The 17,958-nt window shown below is 70.2% G+C and carries 16 protein-coding genes; 6 read left to right on the top strand and 10 right to left on the bottom strand.

The genetic code is table 11. The annotated features are described in order from the left end of the window. Positions 1-4 precede the first annotated feature (4 nt). Complete coding sequence (mqnE, locus tag LPA41_RS17990) at positions 5-1,174, bottom strand: aminofutalosine synthase MqnE (protein WP_229071738.1); 1,170 nt, start codon at positions 1,172-1,174, stop codon at positions 5-7. Positions 1,175-1,339: 165 nt separating this feature from the next. On the opposite strand from mqnE, the gene LPA41_RS17985 reads away from it, so the two are divergent. From LPA41_RS17985 to LPA41_RS17970, 4 genes are all read left to right on the top strand, one after another. Further along, a complete protein-coding gene (locus LPA41_RS17985; protein ID WP_229071736.1) occupies positions 1,340-3,172 on the top strand; it encodes a C40 family peptidase in 1,833 nt (610 codons plus the stop codon). Between the two features lie 1,517 nt (positions 3,173-4,689). Further along, positions 4,690-5,103 carry a hypothetical protein gene (locus tag LPA41_RS17980; RefSeq protein ID WP_229071923.1) on the top strand — a complete coding sequence of 138 codons (414 nt, stop codon included), beginning with the start codon at positions 4,690-4,692 and terminating at the stop codon, positions 5,101-5,103. 465 nt (positions 5,104-5,568) lie between these two features. Then, entirely contained in the window at positions 5,569-7,323 is a 1,755-nt protein-coding gene (locus tag LPA41_RS17975) for a DEAD/DEAH box helicase (RefSeq protein WP_374238177.1), read from the top strand. Between the two features lie 231 nt (positions 7,324-7,554). Next, a complete protein-coding gene (locus LPA41_RS17970; RefSeq protein WP_229071734.1) occupies positions 7,555-8,187 on the top strand; it encodes a putative glycolipid-binding domain-containing protein in 633 nt (210 codons plus the stop codon). Here the strand turns inward: LPA41_RS17970 and LPA41_RS17965 are convergent. Together LPA41_RS17965 and LPA41_RS17960 are read right to left on the bottom strand one after the other, a co-directional pair. Continuing rightward, positions 8,102-9,247, bottom strand: a complete 1,146-nt coding sequence (locus LPA41_RS17965; RefSeq protein ID WP_229071732.1) for a PLP-dependent cysteine synthase family protein — start codon at positions 9,245-9,247, stop codon at positions 8,102-8,104. The genes LPA41_RS17970 and LPA41_RS17965 overlap by 86 nt on opposite strands. Before the next feature lies 1 nt (position 9,248). After that, positions 9,249-9,698 (bottom strand): Lrp/AsnC family transcriptional regulator, encoded by a 450-nt coding sequence (locus LPA41_RS17960; protein ID WP_229071730.1) that lies wholly within the window; start codon positions 9,696-9,698, stop codon positions 9,249-9,251. A gap of 211 nt (positions 9,699-9,909) precedes the next feature. Here LPA41_RS17960 and LPA41_RS17955 point away from each other — a divergent pair, with 211 nt between their 5' ends. Continuing rightward, the gene (locus LPA41_RS17955) at positions 9,910-10,185 is read left to right on the top strand and encodes a BldC family transcriptional regulator (protein ID WP_229071728.1); all 276 of its coding nucleotides are present in this window, start codon (positions 9,910-9,912) and stop codon (positions 10,183-10,185) included. Here the strand turns inward: LPA41_RS17955 and LPA41_RS17950 are convergent. From LPA41_RS17950 to LPA41_RS17940, 3 genes are read right to left on the bottom strand one after another with little or no spacing between them, the layout of a single operon-like run. Continuing rightward, positions 10,182-10,805 carry a UbiX family flavin prenyltransferase gene (locus LPA41_RS17950; RefSeq protein ID WP_229071726.1) on the bottom strand — a complete coding sequence of 208 codons (624 nt, stop codon included), beginning with the start codon at positions 10,803-10,805 and terminating at the stop codon, positions 10,182-10,184. The two genes, LPA41_RS17955 and LPA41_RS17950, sit on opposite strands and share 4 nt — an antisense overlap. 15 nt (positions 10,806-10,820) lie before the next feature. Next, complete coding sequence (gene mqnP / locus LPA41_RS17945) at positions 10,821-11,708, bottom strand: menaquinone biosynthesis prenyltransferase MqnP (protein WP_374238172.1); 888 nt, start codon at positions 11,706-11,708, stop codon at positions 10,821-10,823. Beyond that, positions 11,705-13,165, bottom strand: a complete 1,461-nt coding sequence (locus LPA41_RS17940) for a menaquinone biosynthesis decarboxylase (protein ID WP_229071724.1) — start codon at positions 13,163-13,165, stop codon at positions 11,705-11,707. Before LPA41_RS17940 ends, mqnP begins: the two co-directional genes overlap by 4 nt. A gap of 82 nt (positions 13,166-13,247) precedes the next feature. Here LPA41_RS17940 and LPA41_RS17935 point away from each other — a divergent pair, with 82 nt between their 5' ends. Further along, on the top strand, positions 13,248-13,946 hold the full coding sequence (locus LPA41_RS17935) for a hypothetical protein (RefSeq protein WP_229071723.1): 699 nt from the start codon (positions 13,248-13,250) through the stop codon (positions 13,944-13,946). 6 nt (positions 13,947-13,952) lie between these two features. Here the strand turns inward: LPA41_RS17935 and ccsB are convergent, their stop codons facing one another. Genes ccsB through LPA41_RS17915 form a run of 4 tightly spaced genes read right to left on the bottom strand, consistent with a single transcriptional unit; the run spans position 13,953 to position 17,957 of the window. After that, a complete protein-coding gene (gene ccsB / locus LPA41_RS17930; protein WP_229071721.1) occupies positions 13,953-14,930 on the bottom strand; it encodes a c-type cytochrome biogenesis protein CcsB in 978 nt (325 codons plus the stop codon). Next, the gene (locus tag LPA41_RS17925) at positions 14,930-16,537 is read right to left on the bottom strand and encodes a cytochrome c biogenesis protein ResB (protein ID WP_229071719.1); all 1,608 of its coding nucleotides are present in this window, start codon (positions 16,535-16,537) and stop codon (positions 14,930-14,932) included. Before LPA41_RS17925 ends, ccsB begins: the two co-directional genes overlap by 1 nt. Continuing rightward, positions 16,534-17,352 (bottom strand): cytochrome c biogenesis CcdA family protein, encoded by an 819-nt coding sequence (locus LPA41_RS17920; RefSeq protein ID WP_229071718.1) that lies wholly within the window; start codon positions 17,350-17,352, stop codon positions 16,534-16,536. Before LPA41_RS17920 ends, LPA41_RS17925 begins: the two co-directional genes overlap by 4 nt. After that, positions 17,352-17,957 carry a TlpA disulfide reductase family protein gene (locus LPA41_RS17915; protein ID WP_229071716.1) on the bottom strand — a complete coding sequence of 202 codons (606 nt, stop codon included), beginning with the start codon at positions 17,955-17,957 and terminating at the stop codon, positions 17,352-17,354. The genes LPA41_RS17920 and LPA41_RS17915 overlap by 1 nt, the downstream gene beginning before the upstream one ends. Position 17,958: the final 1 nt, after the last annotated feature.

The following is a 17,958-nucleotide window of genomic DNA, read 5'->3' as shown; positions in this document are numbered from 1 at the left end:
CACGTCAGGCCCAGACCCGCTGCGGCTCGCTGCGTCGCTCGGCGAGCGGGACCGGGCCGTCGTACTCCCGGACTACCTCGTACCGCGTGTTCCGCTCGACCGGCTGGAACCCGGCATCCCAGATCAGGTGGAGCAGGTCGTCGCGGTGCATGGTGGCGGGAGTCCCGTACGCGTCGGCGTCGTGGGTGATCTTGTATTCGACGACCGAGCCGTCCAGGTCGTCGGCGCCGAAGTTGAGCGAGAGCTGGGCCACCGACAGGCCGTGCATGACCCAGAAACACTTCACGTGCGGCACGTTGTCGAAGAGCAGGCGGGAGACCGCGAAGGTCTTCAGCGACTCGGCCGGCGCCGCCATGGTGGTGCGCTCCTGGAGCCGGTTGCGGACCTTGCCGTCCTGCGAGTCGTGGAAGTCGTGCTGGTAGCGCAGCGGGATGAAGACCGCGAACCCGCCGGTCTCGTCCTGGAGCTCACGCAGGCGCAGCACGTGATCGACCCGGTGGCGCGGCTCCTCGATGTGGCCGTACAGCATGGTCGCCGGCGTCTTCATGCCCTTGGCGTGGGCGAGCCGGTGAATGCGCGACCAGTCCTCCCAGTGGCAGTCGTGGTCGACGATGTGCTGCCGGACCTCCCAGTCGAAGATCTCGGCACCGCCACCGGTCAGCGACTCCAGCCCGGCGTCCATCAGCTCGTCGAGGATCTCGCTCGCCGACAGCCCGCTGATCTTCTCGAACCACTGGACCTCGGTCGCGGTGAAGCACTTGAGCTTCACGTTCGGCAGCGCGGCCTTCAGCTCGCGCAGTACCTTCGGGTAGTAGCGCCACGGCAGGCTCGGGTGCAGACCATTCACGATGTGCAGCTCGGTCAGCTGCTCGTCCTCCATCTCCTTGGCCTTCCGCACGGCCTCGTCGATGCGCATCGTGTACGCGTCCTTCTCACCCGGCTTGCGCTGGAAGGAGCAGTAGGCGCAACTCGCGGAGCAGACGTTGGTGAGGTTGAGGTGCCGGTTGACGTTGAACATCACCCGGTCACCATTCAGCTCGGTGCGCCGGTGATGGGCGAGCCGGCCGAGCCAGGTGAGATCGTCCGACTCGTAGAGAGCGATGCCGTCCGCACGGGTCAGCCGCTCACCGGCGTAGACCTTCGCCTCGAGCTCACGTTTCAGCCCGGCATCCATGTGTCGCCCCTCTCGTCACCTCGCGTCGAGGGTACGTCGGTGAACCGCGCCGGAGGCACCAGGCGTGCTGCCGCGTTACCTGCGGCACCGCAAACTTGAAATTCTCTCAGCGTCTTTTCATCTTCTTTCGATCGACACCGGTCCGCAGCCTGGGGTATGAACCATATGGAACGACTAGCGCCGGTCTCGATCGTCGCGGACGGGGAGCACATGTCCAAGGCACTGCGATACGGATCGCCGAAGCCGCCACGGTTCGGTCCGCTGCGCCTGCGCCCGTTCGCCTACTCGGCGGCCCTGGCGGCGGCGATCGCTGCGCTCTTCCAGCCGATCCCCGCGATGGCCGCACCCGCCGACCCGGGCCTGCCCAGCACCGCGACGTCGATCCCGGACACCGGCTCCCGGCCCACGCAGGCCGGCAACCTGGTGCTGCCCGGCAGCCCCGCGAGCACCACCACGACCGCACCGGCCACCTCGTTCACCGGCGTCGCCTACTCACCGGTGATGCAGCAGATCGAGAAAGGCCGCGCCGAGATCACCACCCTCGGCGACCAGCTGATCCGCGTCGGCCAGGAACGCGACATCATCAAGGCGCAGGTCACCACCGCCGCGCAGAAGGTTCTTGACGCGCAGACGGCACTGCAGGCCGCGCAGACCGACGCGGTCACCGCCGCCGACGCCGCGATGCGCGAGGCCGCCGCCCTGCCGCCCGGCGCCACCGGCTCCGGCCTGCTCGACCTCGACGCCCTGGCCCGCATGCAGCGCGGCGACGACACCGGCGACCAGGCCGCCGCCCGTCGCTTGGAGGCCGCCGAGATCGCCGCCCAGCTCGCGCTCGACGAGCAGACCACGGCAAACGCGAAATACGCCGAACTCGCCGCGCAGTGGACCAAGCTCAACGGCGAGCTCACCAAGAAGCAGGCCGCACAACAGAAGTTCGAGACGGCGAACGCCTCCGAGCTGAACGCGGTGGAGACCACCCAGAACGCCGCCGACCAGGCCCTCGGACAGGACTACCTGGCCGGTGACGAGGCCGGTCGCAGCGCCGACGCCCGGTCCATCCAGGCACTGCAGTTCGCCCTGGCCCAGCGCGGCGACCCGTACGTGTGGTCCGAGGAGGGCCCCGACCAGTACGACTGCTCCGGCCTGATGTTCGCGGCCTACCGTTCGGTCGGCTTCCCGCTGACCCGGGTCTCCCGCGACCAGTACTACCAGACCCGCGGCAAGACGGTCTCCCGCTACTCGCTGCTCCCCGGCGACCTGCTCTTCTTCAGTTCCTCCAACAGCTGGACAGGCATCCATCACGTCGCGATGTACGCCGGCGAGGGCATGATGGTGGAGGCCCCGCGGACCGGTCTCAACGTCCGGCTCACGCCGGTCCGGTGGAGCCGGCTCTTCGCGGCCACCCGGATCTTCGGCTCGGTCGAGGGCGACGCGGAACTCCCGGACCTCGGCGCGCCCGACCCCGACGAGCCGGCGACCACGCCGAACAACCCGGGCACGACCACGCCCACCAGCCCGACGTCGCCTGGTCGGCCGTCGCCGACGACCTCGCCCAGCAGGCCCACGACCCCGTCGACCTCGCCCAGCAAGCCGACCACGCCGTCGACCTCGCCGAGCAAGCCCACGACCCCGTCGACCTCGCCGAGCAAGCCGACCACGCCGTCGACCTCGCCGAGCAAGCCGACCACCCCGTCGACCTCGCCCAGCAAGCCCACGACCCCGTCGACGTCGCCGAGCAAGCCCGCCGAACCGTCGACGTCGCCCAGCAAGCCCGCCGACCCGCCGCCCACCACCCCGGTGCCGGACACGACGACGAGCAAGCCGGACACCGATCCGAGCGACGTGGAGACCTCCGGATCGGCAACCGAGACCAAGACGTCGTCAAGCGCCACCAAGACCTCGGCGAGCGCCACCAAGACGTCGTCCGACGCCACCGGATCCGCCTCGGCGACCGCGGACGAGAAGTCCCCATCGTCCTCTTCGTCCAGTGACAAATAGTCCTGGCTTGACCCGATAAACGCCCGGCAAATCCATCCGAAACGGCCATCCACCCATCGGTCACCCGGTGTCCGGTGAGTGAGTCCGATGCCGGGTGTGCTCACACCGACTGATGTGGCACGGTTAAGGTCAGCGCCCGACGTCCGAACCGTCGGCAGCGGTGGTCGGGAGGACCCATGGACGAGCAGCAGGCGACCCGGGACGGCGAGATCGGCACGCCGACCGCCGCGCGGCCGCCCACTGAGGGGTACGTTCCACCGTCCCCGCCCGCCCCCGGAGCCCTGTGGGCCTCGCCTCCGAGCCCGCCCGCTTCCGGGTCGGCCCCCGCCTCCAGCCCGCCTGCCTCCGGGTCGGCCTCGGTCTCCGGCCCGCCCGCTTCCGGGTCAGCAGCCGTGTCGAGCCCGGCGGCTTCCGGAAGCGCGCCCGCTTCCTTCCGGCCCGCGCCGGTGTCGAGCCCGCCTGCGTCCGGGTCGGCGCAAGTTCCGGGCGCCCCTGGACAGGGAGGGACAGTTCGGCCTGTCTCGGCTGCCCCGGCGACCGGTGCGGCCCGTGCCAGCGTGCCCGGAGCCATCCGGCCGGGTGCCGAAGAAGTAGCTGCGGAGCAGGCACACGCGTCCGGGACGCCGGTGGTCTACGGTTCCGCGCAGCGTTCCGAGGCCGACGGGTCGCTCTCCGGATCCGGCGCGGCAGACTCCGGGACCGACATGGCAGCCCCCGGGGCCGACGGGCCGGCTGATCAGTTTCAGTCTGCGGGGGCAGCGCAGCTCGCTGAGTCTGAGCCCGCCCGTTCCGAGCCCGGCGGCCCGCTGTCCGCCGGCCCGGATCCATCCCAGCCGGACCCGATGCACCCCGATCCGGCTCAGCCCGACTCCACGCGCCCCAATCCGGACGAACCGGGCCCCGCGCGGCTCGAGCCAACGGAGCATGAGCCGTCGGAGCCCGAGCCGACGCGGCCCGAGCCCGGCGAGCCGTCGGAGCCCGGCCCGCGACCGGAGCCACCCGGCCCGTTCCCGTCGCCCGAGCCGACGCCGTCGCCGCTGCCGCCGGGTCCCGGTCCGAACCCGGTGCCGCCCGCACCCAGCCCGGCCCCACCGGCACCAAGTCCGGTCCCACCCACCCCGGCGCCCCCGAACCCGGTGCCGCCGAACCCCGCGCCGCCCGGCCCTGGACCCAGCCCGGTGCCGCCCGGCCCGGGACCGACGCCCGTCCCGCCTGGGCCAGGACCGTCGCCCGTGCCTCCCGGCCCAGGGCCCGCCCCCGTGCCGCCCGGCCCGGGACCTGGCCCGATCCCACCGGGGCCGACCCCGATCCCGCCGATCGTGCCCCCGCCTCCGGTGATCGGGAACGGTCTGCCGGCGTACACCATGCCTCCCGCCGCCGGCCCGGCCGGCCTGCCGCCGCAAACGCCACCGGCAACGCCGCCGGGTGCCGCTGCGAAGTCGCCGACTCCGGCGACCTATGGCAGGCCTGTCGCGAAGGCGTACCCGGGATTCCCTGCAGCACCGGAGAACATCGACATGACGCAACCCGTGTCCAGCGACATGACCCAGCCGGTGCCCACCGGCACCTCGTACGGCGCGCCGGCCACCACGCCGGTGCCGCCGTCGCAGAACGGCGTGCCGCAGCAGCGGGCGCAGCAGGCCGGCGGAACCGTTTACGGCACCGGCGGTTACCCGTCGATCGGGTCGCAGTACCCGTCGATCGACACGACGATGCCGGTCAGCATGGACGCGGTGGAGAACTCCGGCTCGCTGACCGGGCACATCCTGGCGCAGGGCTGGCACGACGCCCCGGTCGACCAGCGACGCAGCAACTTCAAGGTGGTCGTGGCGATGCTGGCCGTGCTCGGCCTCCTGGTCACGATCAGCCTGATCTTCGTTTTCACGGCGGGCGACGCCTTCACCGACATGGTGAAGAATCTGGCGAACTGACCGGAACGGCCGAGCCGTCCGGCCGGTTGGACTTTGTGCGGGACGATCGGGCTACCCCGGGCCGGTGAAACACGTGGCGTTTGCCGGTCCGCGTCCTGCACTCTAAGCTTGCAGGGTTGTGCTCCGGGTGAGCCTGCCCACTACCCGCAGGGAATGCGGGCGGTTGGGCAAACGTTGACCCGTACACTAATGACAGTTATTCACGCGGCGTGCCCACCCGGTGCGCGCCACGGGCGTTCTTGCGGGCATCACAGCGAGCGGTTCGGAGAGGACCGCGGCGGGCCATTCGCGAGCATGCGCCCCCGTAGAGAGGTTCTCTTGACCACTTTCGCTGATCCCAGCACGTTCCCGTCCGTACTCGAGACCCCCGCAGTGACCGAAGAGTCCCCGGCCGTCACCGGCGAGACCGTCGCCGACGAGACCCGCGTAGAGACCGCAGAGGTCCGCGCGGACGCCGCAGAGACCGTGGCGACTCCCGCAGATGCTGTGGAGACCCCGGCGGTCGTCGACACCGTCGAGGAGACCGAGCCGGTTCTCACCTTCGCCGACCTGGGCCTGCCGGCCGAGATCGTCCGCGTGCTGAACCGGGAGGGCATCTCCACCCCGTTCGAGATCCAGGCCGCCACCGTTCCGGACGCGCTCGCCGGCCGTGACGTGCTCGGCCGCGGTCAGACCGGTTCCGGCAAGACGCTGGCTTTCGGCCTGCCCGTGCTGGCCCGGACCGCGAAGAGCGGCAAGGCCCGCCCGCACTACCCCAAGGCCCTGATCCTGGTGCCGACCCGTGAGCTCGCGATGCAGGTCGCGGACTCGCTCATGCCGATCGGCCGTTCGGTCGGCGTCTTCCTGAAGACCGCTGTCGGCGGCGTTCCCTACGACCGTCAGATGGACGCGCTGCGCCGCGGCGTCGAGGTCATCGTCGCGACTCCGGGCCGGCTTGCCGACCTGATCGAGCGTGGCGCGTGCCGACTCGACGACGTCGAGGTCACCGTGCTCGACGAGGCGGACCAGATGGCCGACATGGGCTTCCTGCCCGAGGTCACCGAGCTGCTGTCGAAGACCCCGGAGAACGCCCAGCGGCTGCTGTTCTCGGCCACTCTGGACGGTGACGTCGACACCCTGGTCAGGCGGTTCATGCACGACCCGGTGACCCACTCGACCGCGCCGGCCGAGGCCAGCGTGTCCACCATGGATCACCACCTGCTGCTGATCCCGCCGGCCGAGAAGTTCCCGATCACGTCGTGGATCGCCAACCGGGACGGCAAGACCATCGTCTTCGCCCGCACCCAGATGGGCGTGGACCGGCTGGTCGAGCAGCTCGCGGCGGTCGGTGTGCGCGCCGGTGCGCTGCACGGCGGCAAGACCCAGCGGGTACGCACCCGCACGCTCGCCGAGTTCAAGGAAGGCCGGACGAACGTCCTGGTCGCGACGGACGTGGCGGCCCGCGGCATCCACGTCGACGGCATCTCGCTGGTCGTGCACGTGGACCCGCCGAAGGACCCGAAGGACTACCTGCACCGGGCCGGTCGCACCGCCCGGGCCGGTGAGTCCGGCGCGGTCGTGACCCTGGTCCTGCCGAAGCAGCGGCGTACCACCCAGGCGATGATGTCGAAGGCCGGCGTGGCGCCGACCGAGACCCGGGTTCGCACCGGTGACGAGAAGCTGTCCGAGATCACCGGCGCCAAGCAGCCGAGCGGCATCCCGGTCGTCGAGGAGCCGGAGCCGCGTCGTGAGCGTGGCGACCGTCCGCGCCGGTTCGGCGACCGCCCGCGCAGTGGTGGCTACGGTGACCGGCCGCAGCGCTCGTACGGTGACCGCAACGACCGTGGTGGCTTCGGTGACCGGCCGCGCCGCCCGTACGGTGACCGGCCCGCCGGTTCCGGTGAGCGCGGCCAGTTCGGTGACCGTCCGCAGCGGTCGTTCGGTGACCGTCCGGCCGGTTCCGGTGAGCGTGGCCAGTTCGGTGACCGCCCGCAGCGGTCGTTCGGTGACCGCGACCGCAGCTTCGGCGACCGGGACCGGAACTTCGGCGACCGTCCGGCCCGCACCGAGCGGCACGGTGGCGAGCGGCACTTCGGTGACCGTCCCGCCTTCGGGGACCGCCCGGCCTTCGCGGACCGCCCGGCCGGCCAGCGGCGTGACGGTGTCCGGAGCGACCGCAGTGACCGTCGTGAGGGCCCGCAGGGCCGCTTCGGCTCGTCCCGCCCGGCCCGCAGCTACTGAGGGTCGGTAAGCCCGGCCGACAGGCCGGCGCAGTAGTAGCAACGTGACAGGCCCGGCACGCGACAGCGTGCCGGGCCTGGCGTTTCTCCGCACCCCGGCGGTCGCGCCGCGGCCCGGACCGCCGCAGCACGCCGCGTGGACCCCACGGGAGCCCTCAGGCCCCGTACTCCCATAAAGGGGTAAAGGCCGCGCCGAGCGGCTGAAGAGTGACCGAGCGGGTACGTTACCGGCATGCCGCTGCCGACCGCCTTCTTCTGGGAGCGCCTCGATGTGCCGGGCGCTGAGCACGCCCTGGTGGCCGATCACGCCGGGCTCTATGCCCACGGGACCGCGCTGGCGGTCGATCCGGTGCCGTTCGCGTGCCACTACGAGTTGCAGACCGATGAGGGGTGGGTGACCACCCGGTTCGACGTCCGGGCCGAGGGCGCCGGCTGGGCCCGCAGCGTCCGCCTGGAGCTGGCCGCCGGCCGCTGGCGGGTCACCGCCTCCGAGCAGGGTGACCTGGACGCGGCCCTGACGGCCGCCGGGCACGCCCGTGCGGGGCTGCCCGGCAGCGAGGACCCGGATCTGCTCTACGGCGCGTTCGACGTCGATCTGGGCGGCTCGCCGCTGACCAACACGCTGCCGATCCGGCGGCTGGGCCTGCCGGCCGCGGAGGCCGGGGTGGCGCACCGGATCAGCGTCGCGTGGGTGCTGGTGCCGAGCCTCGAGGTGGTGCAGGCCGACCAGATCTACACGCCGCTGGGCGACAACCGGGTCCGGTTCGCCAGTGAGACGTTCAGCGCGGATCTGACGCTGGACGAGGCGGGGTTCCTGACGCACTACCCGGGTCTTGCCACTCGCCGTCCGTCAGGAACCGCCTGATCATCGCGCTGTGCGGGGTCAGGTCGAGTCCTTGGGCGGCCACCCAGTCGTCGGAGTAGTAGGTGTTGGCGTAGCGTTCGCCGCCGTCGCAGATCAGCGAGACCACGGAACCGGTCCGGCCGGCTGCGAGCATCTCGGAGATGAGCCGGAAGGCGCCCCACAGGTTGGTGCCGGTGGAACCACCGAGCCGGCGGCCCAGCACCTCCGAACCGGCGCGCATCGCGGCGAGCGAGGCGGCGTCGGGCACGTGCACCATCCGGTCCACGACGGCGGGCTGGAACGACGGCTCCACGCGGGGTCGGCCGATGCCTTCGATGCGGGAGCCCTGGCCGGTCACCACGTTCCAGTCACCGGCGAGATAAGCCTGCCAGAACGCTGACCCTTCCGGGTCGACAACGCAGAGCTTGGTGTCGAATCGACGGTACCGGGCGAACCGCCCGATGGTGGCGCTGGTGCCTCCGGTGCCTGCGCCGACCACGATCCAGGCCGGGATCGGGTGCTGTTCCAGCGAGAGCTGACTGAAGATCGACTCCGCGATGTTGTTGTTGCCGCGCCAGTCGGTGGCCCGTTCGGCGTGCGTGAACTGGTCCATGAAGTGACCGCCGAGGTCGGCCGCGAGCCGCCGGGCCTCGGGCACCACGTCGGTCGCGGCGGCGACCAGATGGCACTTGCCGCCCTGGAACTCGATCAGCGAGATCTTCTCTGGCGACGTGTTGGCGGGCATCACCGCGATGAACGGCAGTCCGAGCATTCGCGCGAAATAGGCCTCGCTCACCGCCGTCGATCCGGAGGACGCCTCAACGACTGTCGTTCGCGGGCCGATCCAGCCATTGCAGAGCGCGTAGAGGAAAAGCGATCGTGCCAGGCGATGCTTGAGTGAACCCGTGGGGTGCGACGACTCGTCCTTGAGGTACAGGTCGATCCCCCAGGCCGGGGGCAGCGGGAAGGGCAGCAGGTGGGTGTCGGCGGAGCGGTTGGCGTCCGCCTCGACTTTGGCGATGGCATCGCGGGCCCATTCACGGGCCACGATGACGGAGCGGTCCAGGCTGGTGGTCTCCATCTCAGCCCAGCCCCGGCTGCGGACGGTTCTCCCACTTGGTGGAGAGCGCGATCGCGGTGCGCGTCGATGCGACGCCGGGCGTCCGATTGATGCGGACGATCAGCTGCTCCAGCTCGGCGATCGTGCCGACCCGCACGGTGAGCTGGTAGGACTCGACGCCGGCCATGAAATAGCAGCTCTCCACCTCGGGCATGGCCCGGACTGCGGCGAGCACGTCGTCGGTGTCGGCGCCGGAGTCCTCGATGATGCCGATCAGCGCGGTGACACCGAGCCCGATCGCCTCGTGGTCGATGTCGGCCCGGTACCCGCGGATGGTTCCGGCGGCCTCGAGCTTACCCACTCGCTCATGCACGGCGGGCGCGGAAAGCCCGACCTTGCGGGCGAGTTCGGCGTACGACGAGCGGGCGTTCTCCCGTAACAGGTCGATCAGCCGGAGGTCGATGGAGTCCATGCCTGAAACCCTAATCGGGTGGCTCCGCCACACTCACGCCCGGTAGCGGCGAATGGGCGGCAGGATAATGACCACTGTCGCAATCGGGGCTTTTTCCGCATTTCACGGACTTGGTTCGGGGGCGGTGCTCTAATGGCTTTACGTCCCGATCGAGCAAGCCGACACTCAGCGTGACCACCGGCCGCTCCAGAACACACACGAGGAGGGGGTTGTGGACACTGGAGATCGTCTGCTGACGCCGGGCGAGGTGGCCGCGCTCTTCCGCGTCGACCCCAAAACGGTAACGCGCTGGGCCGCCGCCGGGCGCATCGGCAGCATCCGGACTCCCGGTGGACACCGCCGATTCCGCGAGTCAGAGGTCCGCGCGTTGCTGGAAGGCGACGGCGTGATCGATGAAATGCGTGAGGACGACGCCGCCAACAAGCCCCGCAACACGGGGCCCAGCAACCCAGGCGCGGGTTACGGCCCGCCCAACGGGTTGCGCTAGGCGCGTCCCTCACCCAGCTCGCCGGTCCATCTGCGGAAAAGCGTGTGCGGTACGCCCATGGCGTCCAACACCTTGCCGGCCACGAAATCGACCAGCTGCTGTGCGGTGGCTCCTGCCCCGGACCCGTAGAAACCCGGGCTCGCCGGCAGGACCACCGCCCCCGCATCGTGGAGCGCGATCAGGTGCTCCAGGTGACTCCGGGTGACCGGGGTCTCCCGGGGAACGACCACGGTGCGCCGCCGTTCCTTGAGGTTCACCTCCGCCGCGCGTTGCAGCAGATCCTTCGACAGTCCGATGGCGATCCCGGCGCACGCCGCCGTGCTCGCCGGCACCACGGCCATGCCGCGGGCCGGGTAGGAACCACTGCTCGGCCCGGCGGCGAGGTCCCCGGCCGGCCAGTAGGTCAGGTCGCCGAGTTCCCGGCCGAGCCAGGCCGAAACATCGTCCTTCCAGTGCGCGTCCCGCACGGTGGCGCCGGTCTCGTCCAGCAGGGTGAGCCGGGCGGCCCGGGAGATCACCAGGTCCACGGCCTCGCCGGCGTCCAGCAGTCCGGTGATCACTGCTTTCGCGTACGGCGTGCCGGAGGCACCGGAGACGCCGACGATCCAGGGTTCGCGCATGCCTACCAGTGTGCGTTACAGCAGGATCAGGTCGAGCAGGGCGAAGACGAAGAGCGCGATCGCGATGAAGCCGTTCGCGGTGAAGAACGCCCGGTTCACCTTCGAGAGATCGTTCGCGGTCACCACGACGTGCTGGTAGACCAGGCCGGCGCCGGTGACCACCAGGCCCAGCCACCAGAGCCAGCTCAGCCCGGCCAGCTGGCCGAACCAGACGAAGAACGCGAACGCGACCACGTGGGTGGCCGTGGAGATGTGCAGGGCGGTACGGACACCGAACCGGGCCGGCGTCGAATGCACGCCGATCCGGCGGTCCACCTCGATGTCCTGGCAGGCGTAGATGATGTCGAAGCCGCCGATCCAGAGGCCCACCGCGACGCCGAGCACCCAGGCCGGCCCGGAGCCGTCGAAGGTGCCGGTGATCGCCAGCCAGGCACCGACCGGGGCGACGGCCTGTGCGAGGGCCAGGACGTAGTGCGGGAAGTTGGTGAACCTCTTGGCGTACGGGTAGACGACGAGCGGGATCACGGCGAGCGGCGACAGGGCCAGGCAGAGCGGGTTGAGCAGGCCGGCCGCGACGAAGAGGACGACGAGCGAGACCAGCGCGCCGGTCCAGGCGGTGCGCACGCTCACCGCTCCGGTCACCAGTTCCCGGTTCTGGGTGCGCGGGTTCAGCGCGTCGATCCTGCGGTCCAGGATCCGGTTGGCGGCCATCGCGAAGGTGCGGCCGGACACCATGGCGATCGTGACGAGAACCAGGTCGGCCCAGTGCCGGCCGGTGCCGTCCCGGTCGATGGCGACAAGCGCGGACAGGTAGGCGAAGGGCAGCGCGAAGATCGAGTGCTCGATCATCACGAGCCGCAGGAACGCCTTGACCTTGCCGGGCTTCTCCTCGATCGCTGTCACAGCCCGTATTCCTTCCACCGTTTGTCGACCAGCGAGACGACCTCCGGCGACATCTTCATCGCCTCCGGCCAATCCCGGGTGTAGCCCTCGGTGGGCAGCTTACGGGTGGCGTCGACACCGGCCTTACCACCCCAGAACTGCTGGTAGGAGGCGTGGTCGAGGTGGTCGACCGGCCCTTCGGTGAGCAGCAGGTCGCGGGCGTAGTCGACGTTGCCGAAGGCCCGGAACGCGACCTCGTTGTAGTCGTGCACGTCGCAGTCCTCGTCCACGACCACGATCAGCTTGACCAGGGACAGCAGGTGCGCGCCCCAGATGGCGCTCATCACCTTCTGCGCGTGCTTCGGGTACCGCTTGCGGATGGAGACGATCAGGCAGTTGTGGAAGACGCCGGCGGCCGGCATGTCGTAGTCGACGATGTCCGGGATCAGGATCTTCGCGAGGGGCAGGAAGATCCGCTCGGTCGCCTTGCCCAGACCGTGGTCCTCCTGCGGCGGCTGCGACGTGACGATCGAGTGGTAGATCGGCTTCTTACGCATCGTCATCGTCTCGACGTGCATCACCGGGAACGGCTCGACCGGGGTGTAGAACCCGGTGTGGTCGCCGAACGGACCCTCCGGCAACCGCTCGCCCGGCTCGATGTAGCCCTCGAGCACGATCTGCGACTCGGCCGGCACCTGGAGCGGCACGGTGAGGCAGTCGACCATCTCGACCCGCTCGCCGCGCAGGAAGCCGGCGAACAGGTACTCGTCGATGTCACCGGGCAGCGGGGCGCTGGCCGCGTAGGTCACCACCGGGTCGGCGCCGATCGCGACGGCCACCGGCAGGCGCTGACCGAGCCGCTCGGCGACCGCGTGGTGCGCGGTGGAGTCCTTGTGGATCTGCCAGTGCATGCCAAGCGTGTTCCGCGAGTGCTGCTGCAACCGGTAGAGGCCCAGGTTGCGCTTGCCGGTCTCGGGGTGCTTGGTGTGGGTGAGACCGAAGTTGTGGAAGATGCCGCCGTCGCCGGGCCACACCTGCAGGCCGGGCATCAGGTTCAGGTCGACGTCGTCGCCGGAGAGCACCACCTCCTGGCAGGAGGCCGTCTTCACCTTCTTCGGCGGCATCGACTTGAGCTGGAGCACCTTGCCGAGGCCCTCCCGGATGCCGGCCCAGCCGACCGGGAGCTCCGGCTTGGCGATGTCGCCGATCCGGGCACCGACGTCGTCGAGCGTGTCGACGCCGAGAGCCATCGCCATCCGCTTCTCGGTGCCGAACAGGTTGATCACCAGAGGCATCTCGCCACGGGTCGGCCGTTCGAACAACAATGCCGGACCACCGGCCCGGACCGTCCGGGTGACGATCTCGCTGATCTCCAGGGTCGGATCCACCGGCACCTTGATCCGCCGCAGCTCACCCGCCTTCTCCAGGGCGTTGATGAAGCTCTGCAGATCGGCATAGGGGAATCCACGCGGCGCCATGCCACCCAGTCTGGCACCGGATCACTGAGGCTTGCCTGAGGGGTCCCGTCACCAGTGATCGGCCACTCGCGTTGACCGCAACGTGAACCTCGCCAGCGTGGCCGTCGCCGGACTCGTCGCCGTGTCGTCGGTCCCGGTGGCCACGCCCGGCGGCTACCACCATCTGGGCGCCGGGACGAGCGGCGAGTGGAGCGGCGTCTCCGGCCGGCTCTCCGTGGTGGACGTGTCGGTACGCCCGAACACGTACGACTTCGTGGCGAGCCGGTTCATGGCGAAACGGGACATGGGCGCCGGCCGGATCTCGTGGCTCGAGGTGGGCTGGGCGGAGACCGGCTGGTCCGGCGCCGGCAAGCAGCGCGTCTACACGTTCAACACGAACACCAACGCCTGGCAGTTCTACGACCAGTACCCGATCAAGCCCGGCGACAAGGTCTGGGTCGACCTGCACACCGACTCCGACGGCGTCTGGCAGGCCTGGCTCTTCTGGAACAACAAGTGGAACCTGCTCACCCGGGAGAAGCTGCCGGTCGGGCGCAGCGCGCGGATCGAGCAGTACGTCGAGGTGCATGCCGACGCGAAGAAGCCGGTGGTCCGCATCGACGTACCCCGGGTGACCGTCGACAACGTCCAGCTCAAGCCGGCCGACGGCGGCCCGGCCCGCTACTGGCGCGAGGACGTGGCCACCCTCACGGGAACCGCCCCGGGGCAACAAATGCGCCGGGGCGGTTTCTGCCTCGATTGGGTCACCCGGTACGACACCTGGACCGCCGGGGACTGCTGAGTTCGCTCAGTCGCCCGCGTCGGCGTAGCTGTGCAGGCCCTCGAAGAACAGGTTCACGCCGAACAGGTTCATCAGCATCGTCACGAAGCCCAGCAGGGCGATCCACGTGGCCACGGTCCGCTTCACGCTCGGGGTGGCACGGGCGTGCAGGTAGGCCGCGTAGACGACCCAGGAGATGAACGCCCAGACCTCCTTGGGGTCCCAGCCCCAGTACCGGCCCCAGGACGCCTCGGCCCACAGCGGACCGGCGATCAGCGCGCCGAACGTGAACAGCGGGAAGGCGAACGCGTGCAGGCGGAAGGTGAGGCGCTCCAGCGCGCCGGCGTCGCCGACCCGCTTGCCCAGGGTGTACGGGAAGCTGCGCCTACCCGCGTCGTACCCGTCCTTGATCAGGAACATCACGGCCGGGATCGCGCCGAACAGGAAGATGCCGGACGAGACGATGATCGTCGACACGTGGACGATGAACCAGTACGAGTTCAGCGCCGGGACCAGCGGGCCGACCGGGGTGTAGGCGATCAGGCTGGCCGCGCCGAGCAGCACCACCAGCGCCAGCGAGGCGAACAGACCCAGGTGGCGCAGGGCCGGCTTGCGCAGCAGGATCGTCACGAACACACCGGCGCCGACCAGGGCCGAGGTGATGATGTATTCGTACATGTTGCCCCACGGCATGCGCTCCGCGGCCAGGCCGCGGGTGACCGTCGAGCCCAGGTGCAGCGCGAAGCCCAGCACGGTGAGGCCCACCGCGATGCGGCCGGCCAGCTCGCCGCGGCTGGCCTTGGCCTTCGTCACCGGGGCGTCCGGCGTGACCGGCGCGTCCGGCGGGACGGCCGCGCCCGCGCCCACCAGCTGTTTCGCCGGGCGCACGGCCGCCTTGCCGATCCGGCTGCGCTTGCCGAACGCGTACTCCGCGGCGTAGCAGACCATGGCGGCCAGGTAGGCCAGCACGGTGAAGGCCATCAGCTGATTCGACAGCTCCGCCATCAGGGCGTCCCTTCCTTGATGCTTCGGGTAAGCGCCGCGAACTCGTCGCCGAACCCGGGATAGTCGGTGCGAGGCAGCCCACCGGCCTCGATCACGCTACTCCCCGTCCGTCCAGCACCGGCCGGTACCACCCGGAACCAGACACGGCGGCGGTGCACGGAGAGCGAGAGCATCAGCCCGGCCAGGCCCAGCACCGAGCCGATCAGCAGCATGAACTGGGTCGGGTCGTGCCGGATGGAGAGGGTGGCGAACTGGCGGACCGCGACGAACTCCAGTGTGGTGCCGTCGTCCAGGGTCATCTTCTCGCCGGGACGCAGCACGTACGGCCGCTCGCCGCCGACCTTCTTCAGTTCGCCGCTGTCGATCTGGTCACGGTCCAGGGCGTACACCGAACCGGGGATGCCGACGTCCAGGCCGAGGTCGCCCTGGTAGGCCGTAAGGTAGAGCACCGGATTGTTGAGGGCCGGGTACTGCGACCGGGCCTCGCCGTCGGTGCTGCCGGTCGGCAGGAACACGCCCTCGAAACCGACCTGCAGCTTGTCGTCACGGGTGTTGGTTGCCGGGTCGATGTTGACGTCCGGGAACTGGGCGACACCCTCGCTGGTCAGCATCCCGTCGGTCGGCAGGAACGGGACGACCTTGGTCTGCGAGATCCCGTACCGGTCGGTGAACCTGACCTCCGGCGCGTAACCCTGCCCGAGCAGGTGCACGTTGGCGTCCTCGAGCCGCAGCGGGTCGTTGACCGTGAACGATCGGATCTGGTCGGGACCGCCGTTCTCGCTCACCGCGACCGTCGCGTCGTACGACTTCGGCTGCCCGTTGGCCTGGTAGGTCGCCTCGAAGTCCTGCAGTCTCAGGCAGAAGGCCGGCAGGTCGCCGGGGTCCACCTGGGGACCGAGCGCGGAGTCGTCGAACTGCGTGACCGCGTTGCAGAACCCCTGGTCAGCGCCGGTCACCAGGAGGCGGTTGCCGTGCCAGCCGTACCAGTGCCCGAAACCGACCCCGACCAGGATCGCCAGCATGGCGAAGTGGAAGAGCAGGTTGCCGGTCTCCTTGAGGTAGCCCTTCTCCGCGGCGACCGACCACGCGCCGTCCGGCAGCTCGTGCACCCGGGTGCGGAACCACTTGCGGCGCAGGGTCCGTGCGACGCTCGCGGCCGTCTCGGCCGGGCTCTGCGAGCCCTCGATCCCGGCGGCATGGTGCGGCAGGCGGTCCATCCGCTTGGGTGCGGCGGGGGGTACGGTCCGCAGCGCCCGGACATGATCGCGGAGGCGGGGCAGGACGCACCCGATCAGCGAGGTGAACAGCAGCAGGTAGATCGCGGCGAACCAAGGCGACGAGTAGACGTCGAAGGCGAAGAACCGGTCGAGCGTGGGTGCCAGATCGGGGTGCGCGGCGAAGTACTCCGCGACGTTCTCCCGGTTCACCGACCGCTGCGGGAAGATCGAGCCGGGCACCGCAGCCACCGCGAGCAGGAAGAGCAGGACCAGGGCGGTACGCATGCTGGTCAGCTGCCGCCAGGAGTTGCGCAGCAGCGCCCACAGCCGGTTGGCCCGCCGTGGCGGCGGCGCCTCGGCGGTTTCGGGTCGGTCCTCCACGACCGTCACAGGTACAGCTCCCCGCCGAAGTTGAGGGTGGTCATCAGCCAGGCCAGGAAGTAGTTCCACTGGCCGGTGACGAGGGTGAGCCCGATGATGATCAGCAGCGCGCCCCCCACCCGGGTCACCCAGCGGCTGTTCCGGCGGATCGCCTGGAAGACGCCGAGCAGGCGGCGGAAGAAGAGTCCGAACAGGATGAACGGGATGCCCAGCCCGAGGCTGAAGGCGAGCGCCAGGATCACCGCCCGGTCGGTGCTGCCGCTGGTGGCGGCGAGCGCCGAGACGGCACCCAGGGTCGGGCCGACGCAGGGGATCCACGACACCGCGAAGATCGCCCCGAAGACCGGCGCACCGAGCAGGCCGGCCGCCGGCAGCTTCGTGAACCGGGCCTCGCGCTGGAAGCCGGGGATCCAGCCCAGGTAGCCCAGTCCGAGAACGATCACCAGCGTGCCGAGCACCACGTTGAGCGTGTCGCGGTGCGTCAGCAGGGTGTAGCCGATGTTCGCGACGAACGTCATGAGCAGCGTGAAAACCACCGCGAACCCGAGCACGAACAGGCTGCTGCCGAGCAGCACACGGCCCTTGAGCGCGAGCGTGCGGCTCCGGGTCACGGTCGCCACCGCCCCCGGCTCGGCGGGCTTCGACGTGCTGCCGATCGCCTCCTCCAGGTCGGAGCCGGCGAGCCCGGTCACGTAGGAGAGGTAGCCCGGGACCAGCGGCAGCACGCACGGCGAGAGGATGCTGACCAGCCCGGCGATCAGCGCCGCACCGATCGCGAGGAGCAGCGGTCCGTTCAGGGCCGTACTTTGGAAGGCTTCTCCCATCAGGAACCACCTTCAGTCCGCTGCTGGGTGGCGGGTGGGGTGGTCGGAAGGTCCTCGGCGGCCACCCGTTCGACGAGTGGCTGGAGTTCGACGGCGGTGGTGGCCCGCCGGATGGCGACCGCGATCCGGCCCTGCCGGTCCAGGATCAGCGTGCCGGGGGTGCTCGCCTGGGTCGGGTCGAACTTGATGGCCAGTGCGGCGGCCGGGTCGAAGAGGCTCGGGTACGTCACCCGGCCCCGCTCGAAGTTGATCGCCGAATCCCGGTCGTCCCGGTTGTTCACGCCGATGAACGCGACGTTCTTGGCCTTGGTGGCCTGGTAGGTCTTCTCCAGGTCGTCCGCCTCGGCCCGGCACGGCGCGCACCAGGAGCCCCAGAAGTTGACCACGAGCACCTTGCCGAGGTCACCGGCCACGTCGTAGCTGCCGCCGTCGAGCAGCTCACCCGTCACGCCGGAGACCTGCGGCCGGTCCTCGGGGGCGCACTCGACCACCAGGTTCTCGGTGGTCGAGCAGTTCTTCGCCCAGTTCTTGTCGTCGCCGCCGCAGCCGGCCAGGAGCCCGGCAGCGGCGACCGCTGCGACGGTGACGGCCACGAGGCGACGCATG

The sequence above is a fragment of the Actinoplanes sp. DH11 genome (assembly GCF_020873875.1).
In the GTDB taxonomy this organism is placed as follows: Bacteria; Actinomycetota; Actinomycetes; order Mycobacteriales; family Micromonosporaceae; genus Actinoplanes.
This window is presented reverse-complemented; position numbering and strand designations above follow the sequence as displayed.

Excerpts from the sequence above, each read along its gene's own strand:
- mqnE (WP_229071738.1), bottom strand. The coding sequence starts at position 1,174 with ATGGATGCCGGGCTGAAACGTGAGCTCGAGGCGAAGGTCTACGCCGGT.
- LPA41_RS17985 (WP_229071736.1), top strand. The coding sequence starts at position 1,340 with ATGGAACGACTAGCGCCGGTCTCGATCGTCGCGGACGGGGAGCACATG.
- LPA41_RS17980 (WP_229071923.1), top strand. The coding sequence starts at position 4,690 with ATGACGCAACCCGTGTCCAGCGACATGACCCAGCCGGTGCCCACCGGC.
- LPA41_RS17970 (WP_229071734.1), top strand. The coding sequence starts at position 7,555 with ATGCCGCTGCCGACCGCCTTCTTCTGGGAGCGCCTCGATGTGCCGGGC.
- LPA41_RS17965 (WP_229071732.1), bottom strand. The coding sequence starts at position 9,247 with ATGGAGACCACCAGCCTGGACCGCTCCGTCATCGTGGCCCGTGAATGG.
- LPA41_RS17960 (WP_229071730.1), bottom strand. The coding sequence starts at position 9,698 with ATGGACTCCATCGACCTCCGGCTGATCGACCTGTTACGGGAGAACGCC.
- LPA41_RS17950 (WP_229071726.1), bottom strand. The coding sequence starts at position 10,805 with ATGCGCGAACCCTGGATCGTCGGCGTCTCCGGTGCCTCCGGCACGCCG.
- LPA41_RS17940 (WP_229071724.1), bottom strand. The coding sequence starts at position 13,165 with ATGGCGCCGCGTGGATTCCCCTATGCCGATCTGCAGAGCTTCATCAAC.
- ccsB (WP_229071721.1), bottom strand. The coding sequence starts at position 14,930 with ATGGCGGAGCTGTCGAATCAGCTGATGGCCTTCACCGTGCTGGCCTAC.
- LPA41_RS17920 (WP_229071718.1), bottom strand. The coding sequence starts at position 17,352 with ATGGGAGAAGCCTTCCAAAGTACGGCCCTGAACGGACCGCTGCTCCTC.
- LPA41_RS17915 (WP_229071716.1), bottom strand. The coding sequence starts at position 17,957 with ATGCGTCGCCTCGTGGCCGTCACCGTCGCAGCGGTCGCCGCTGCCGGG.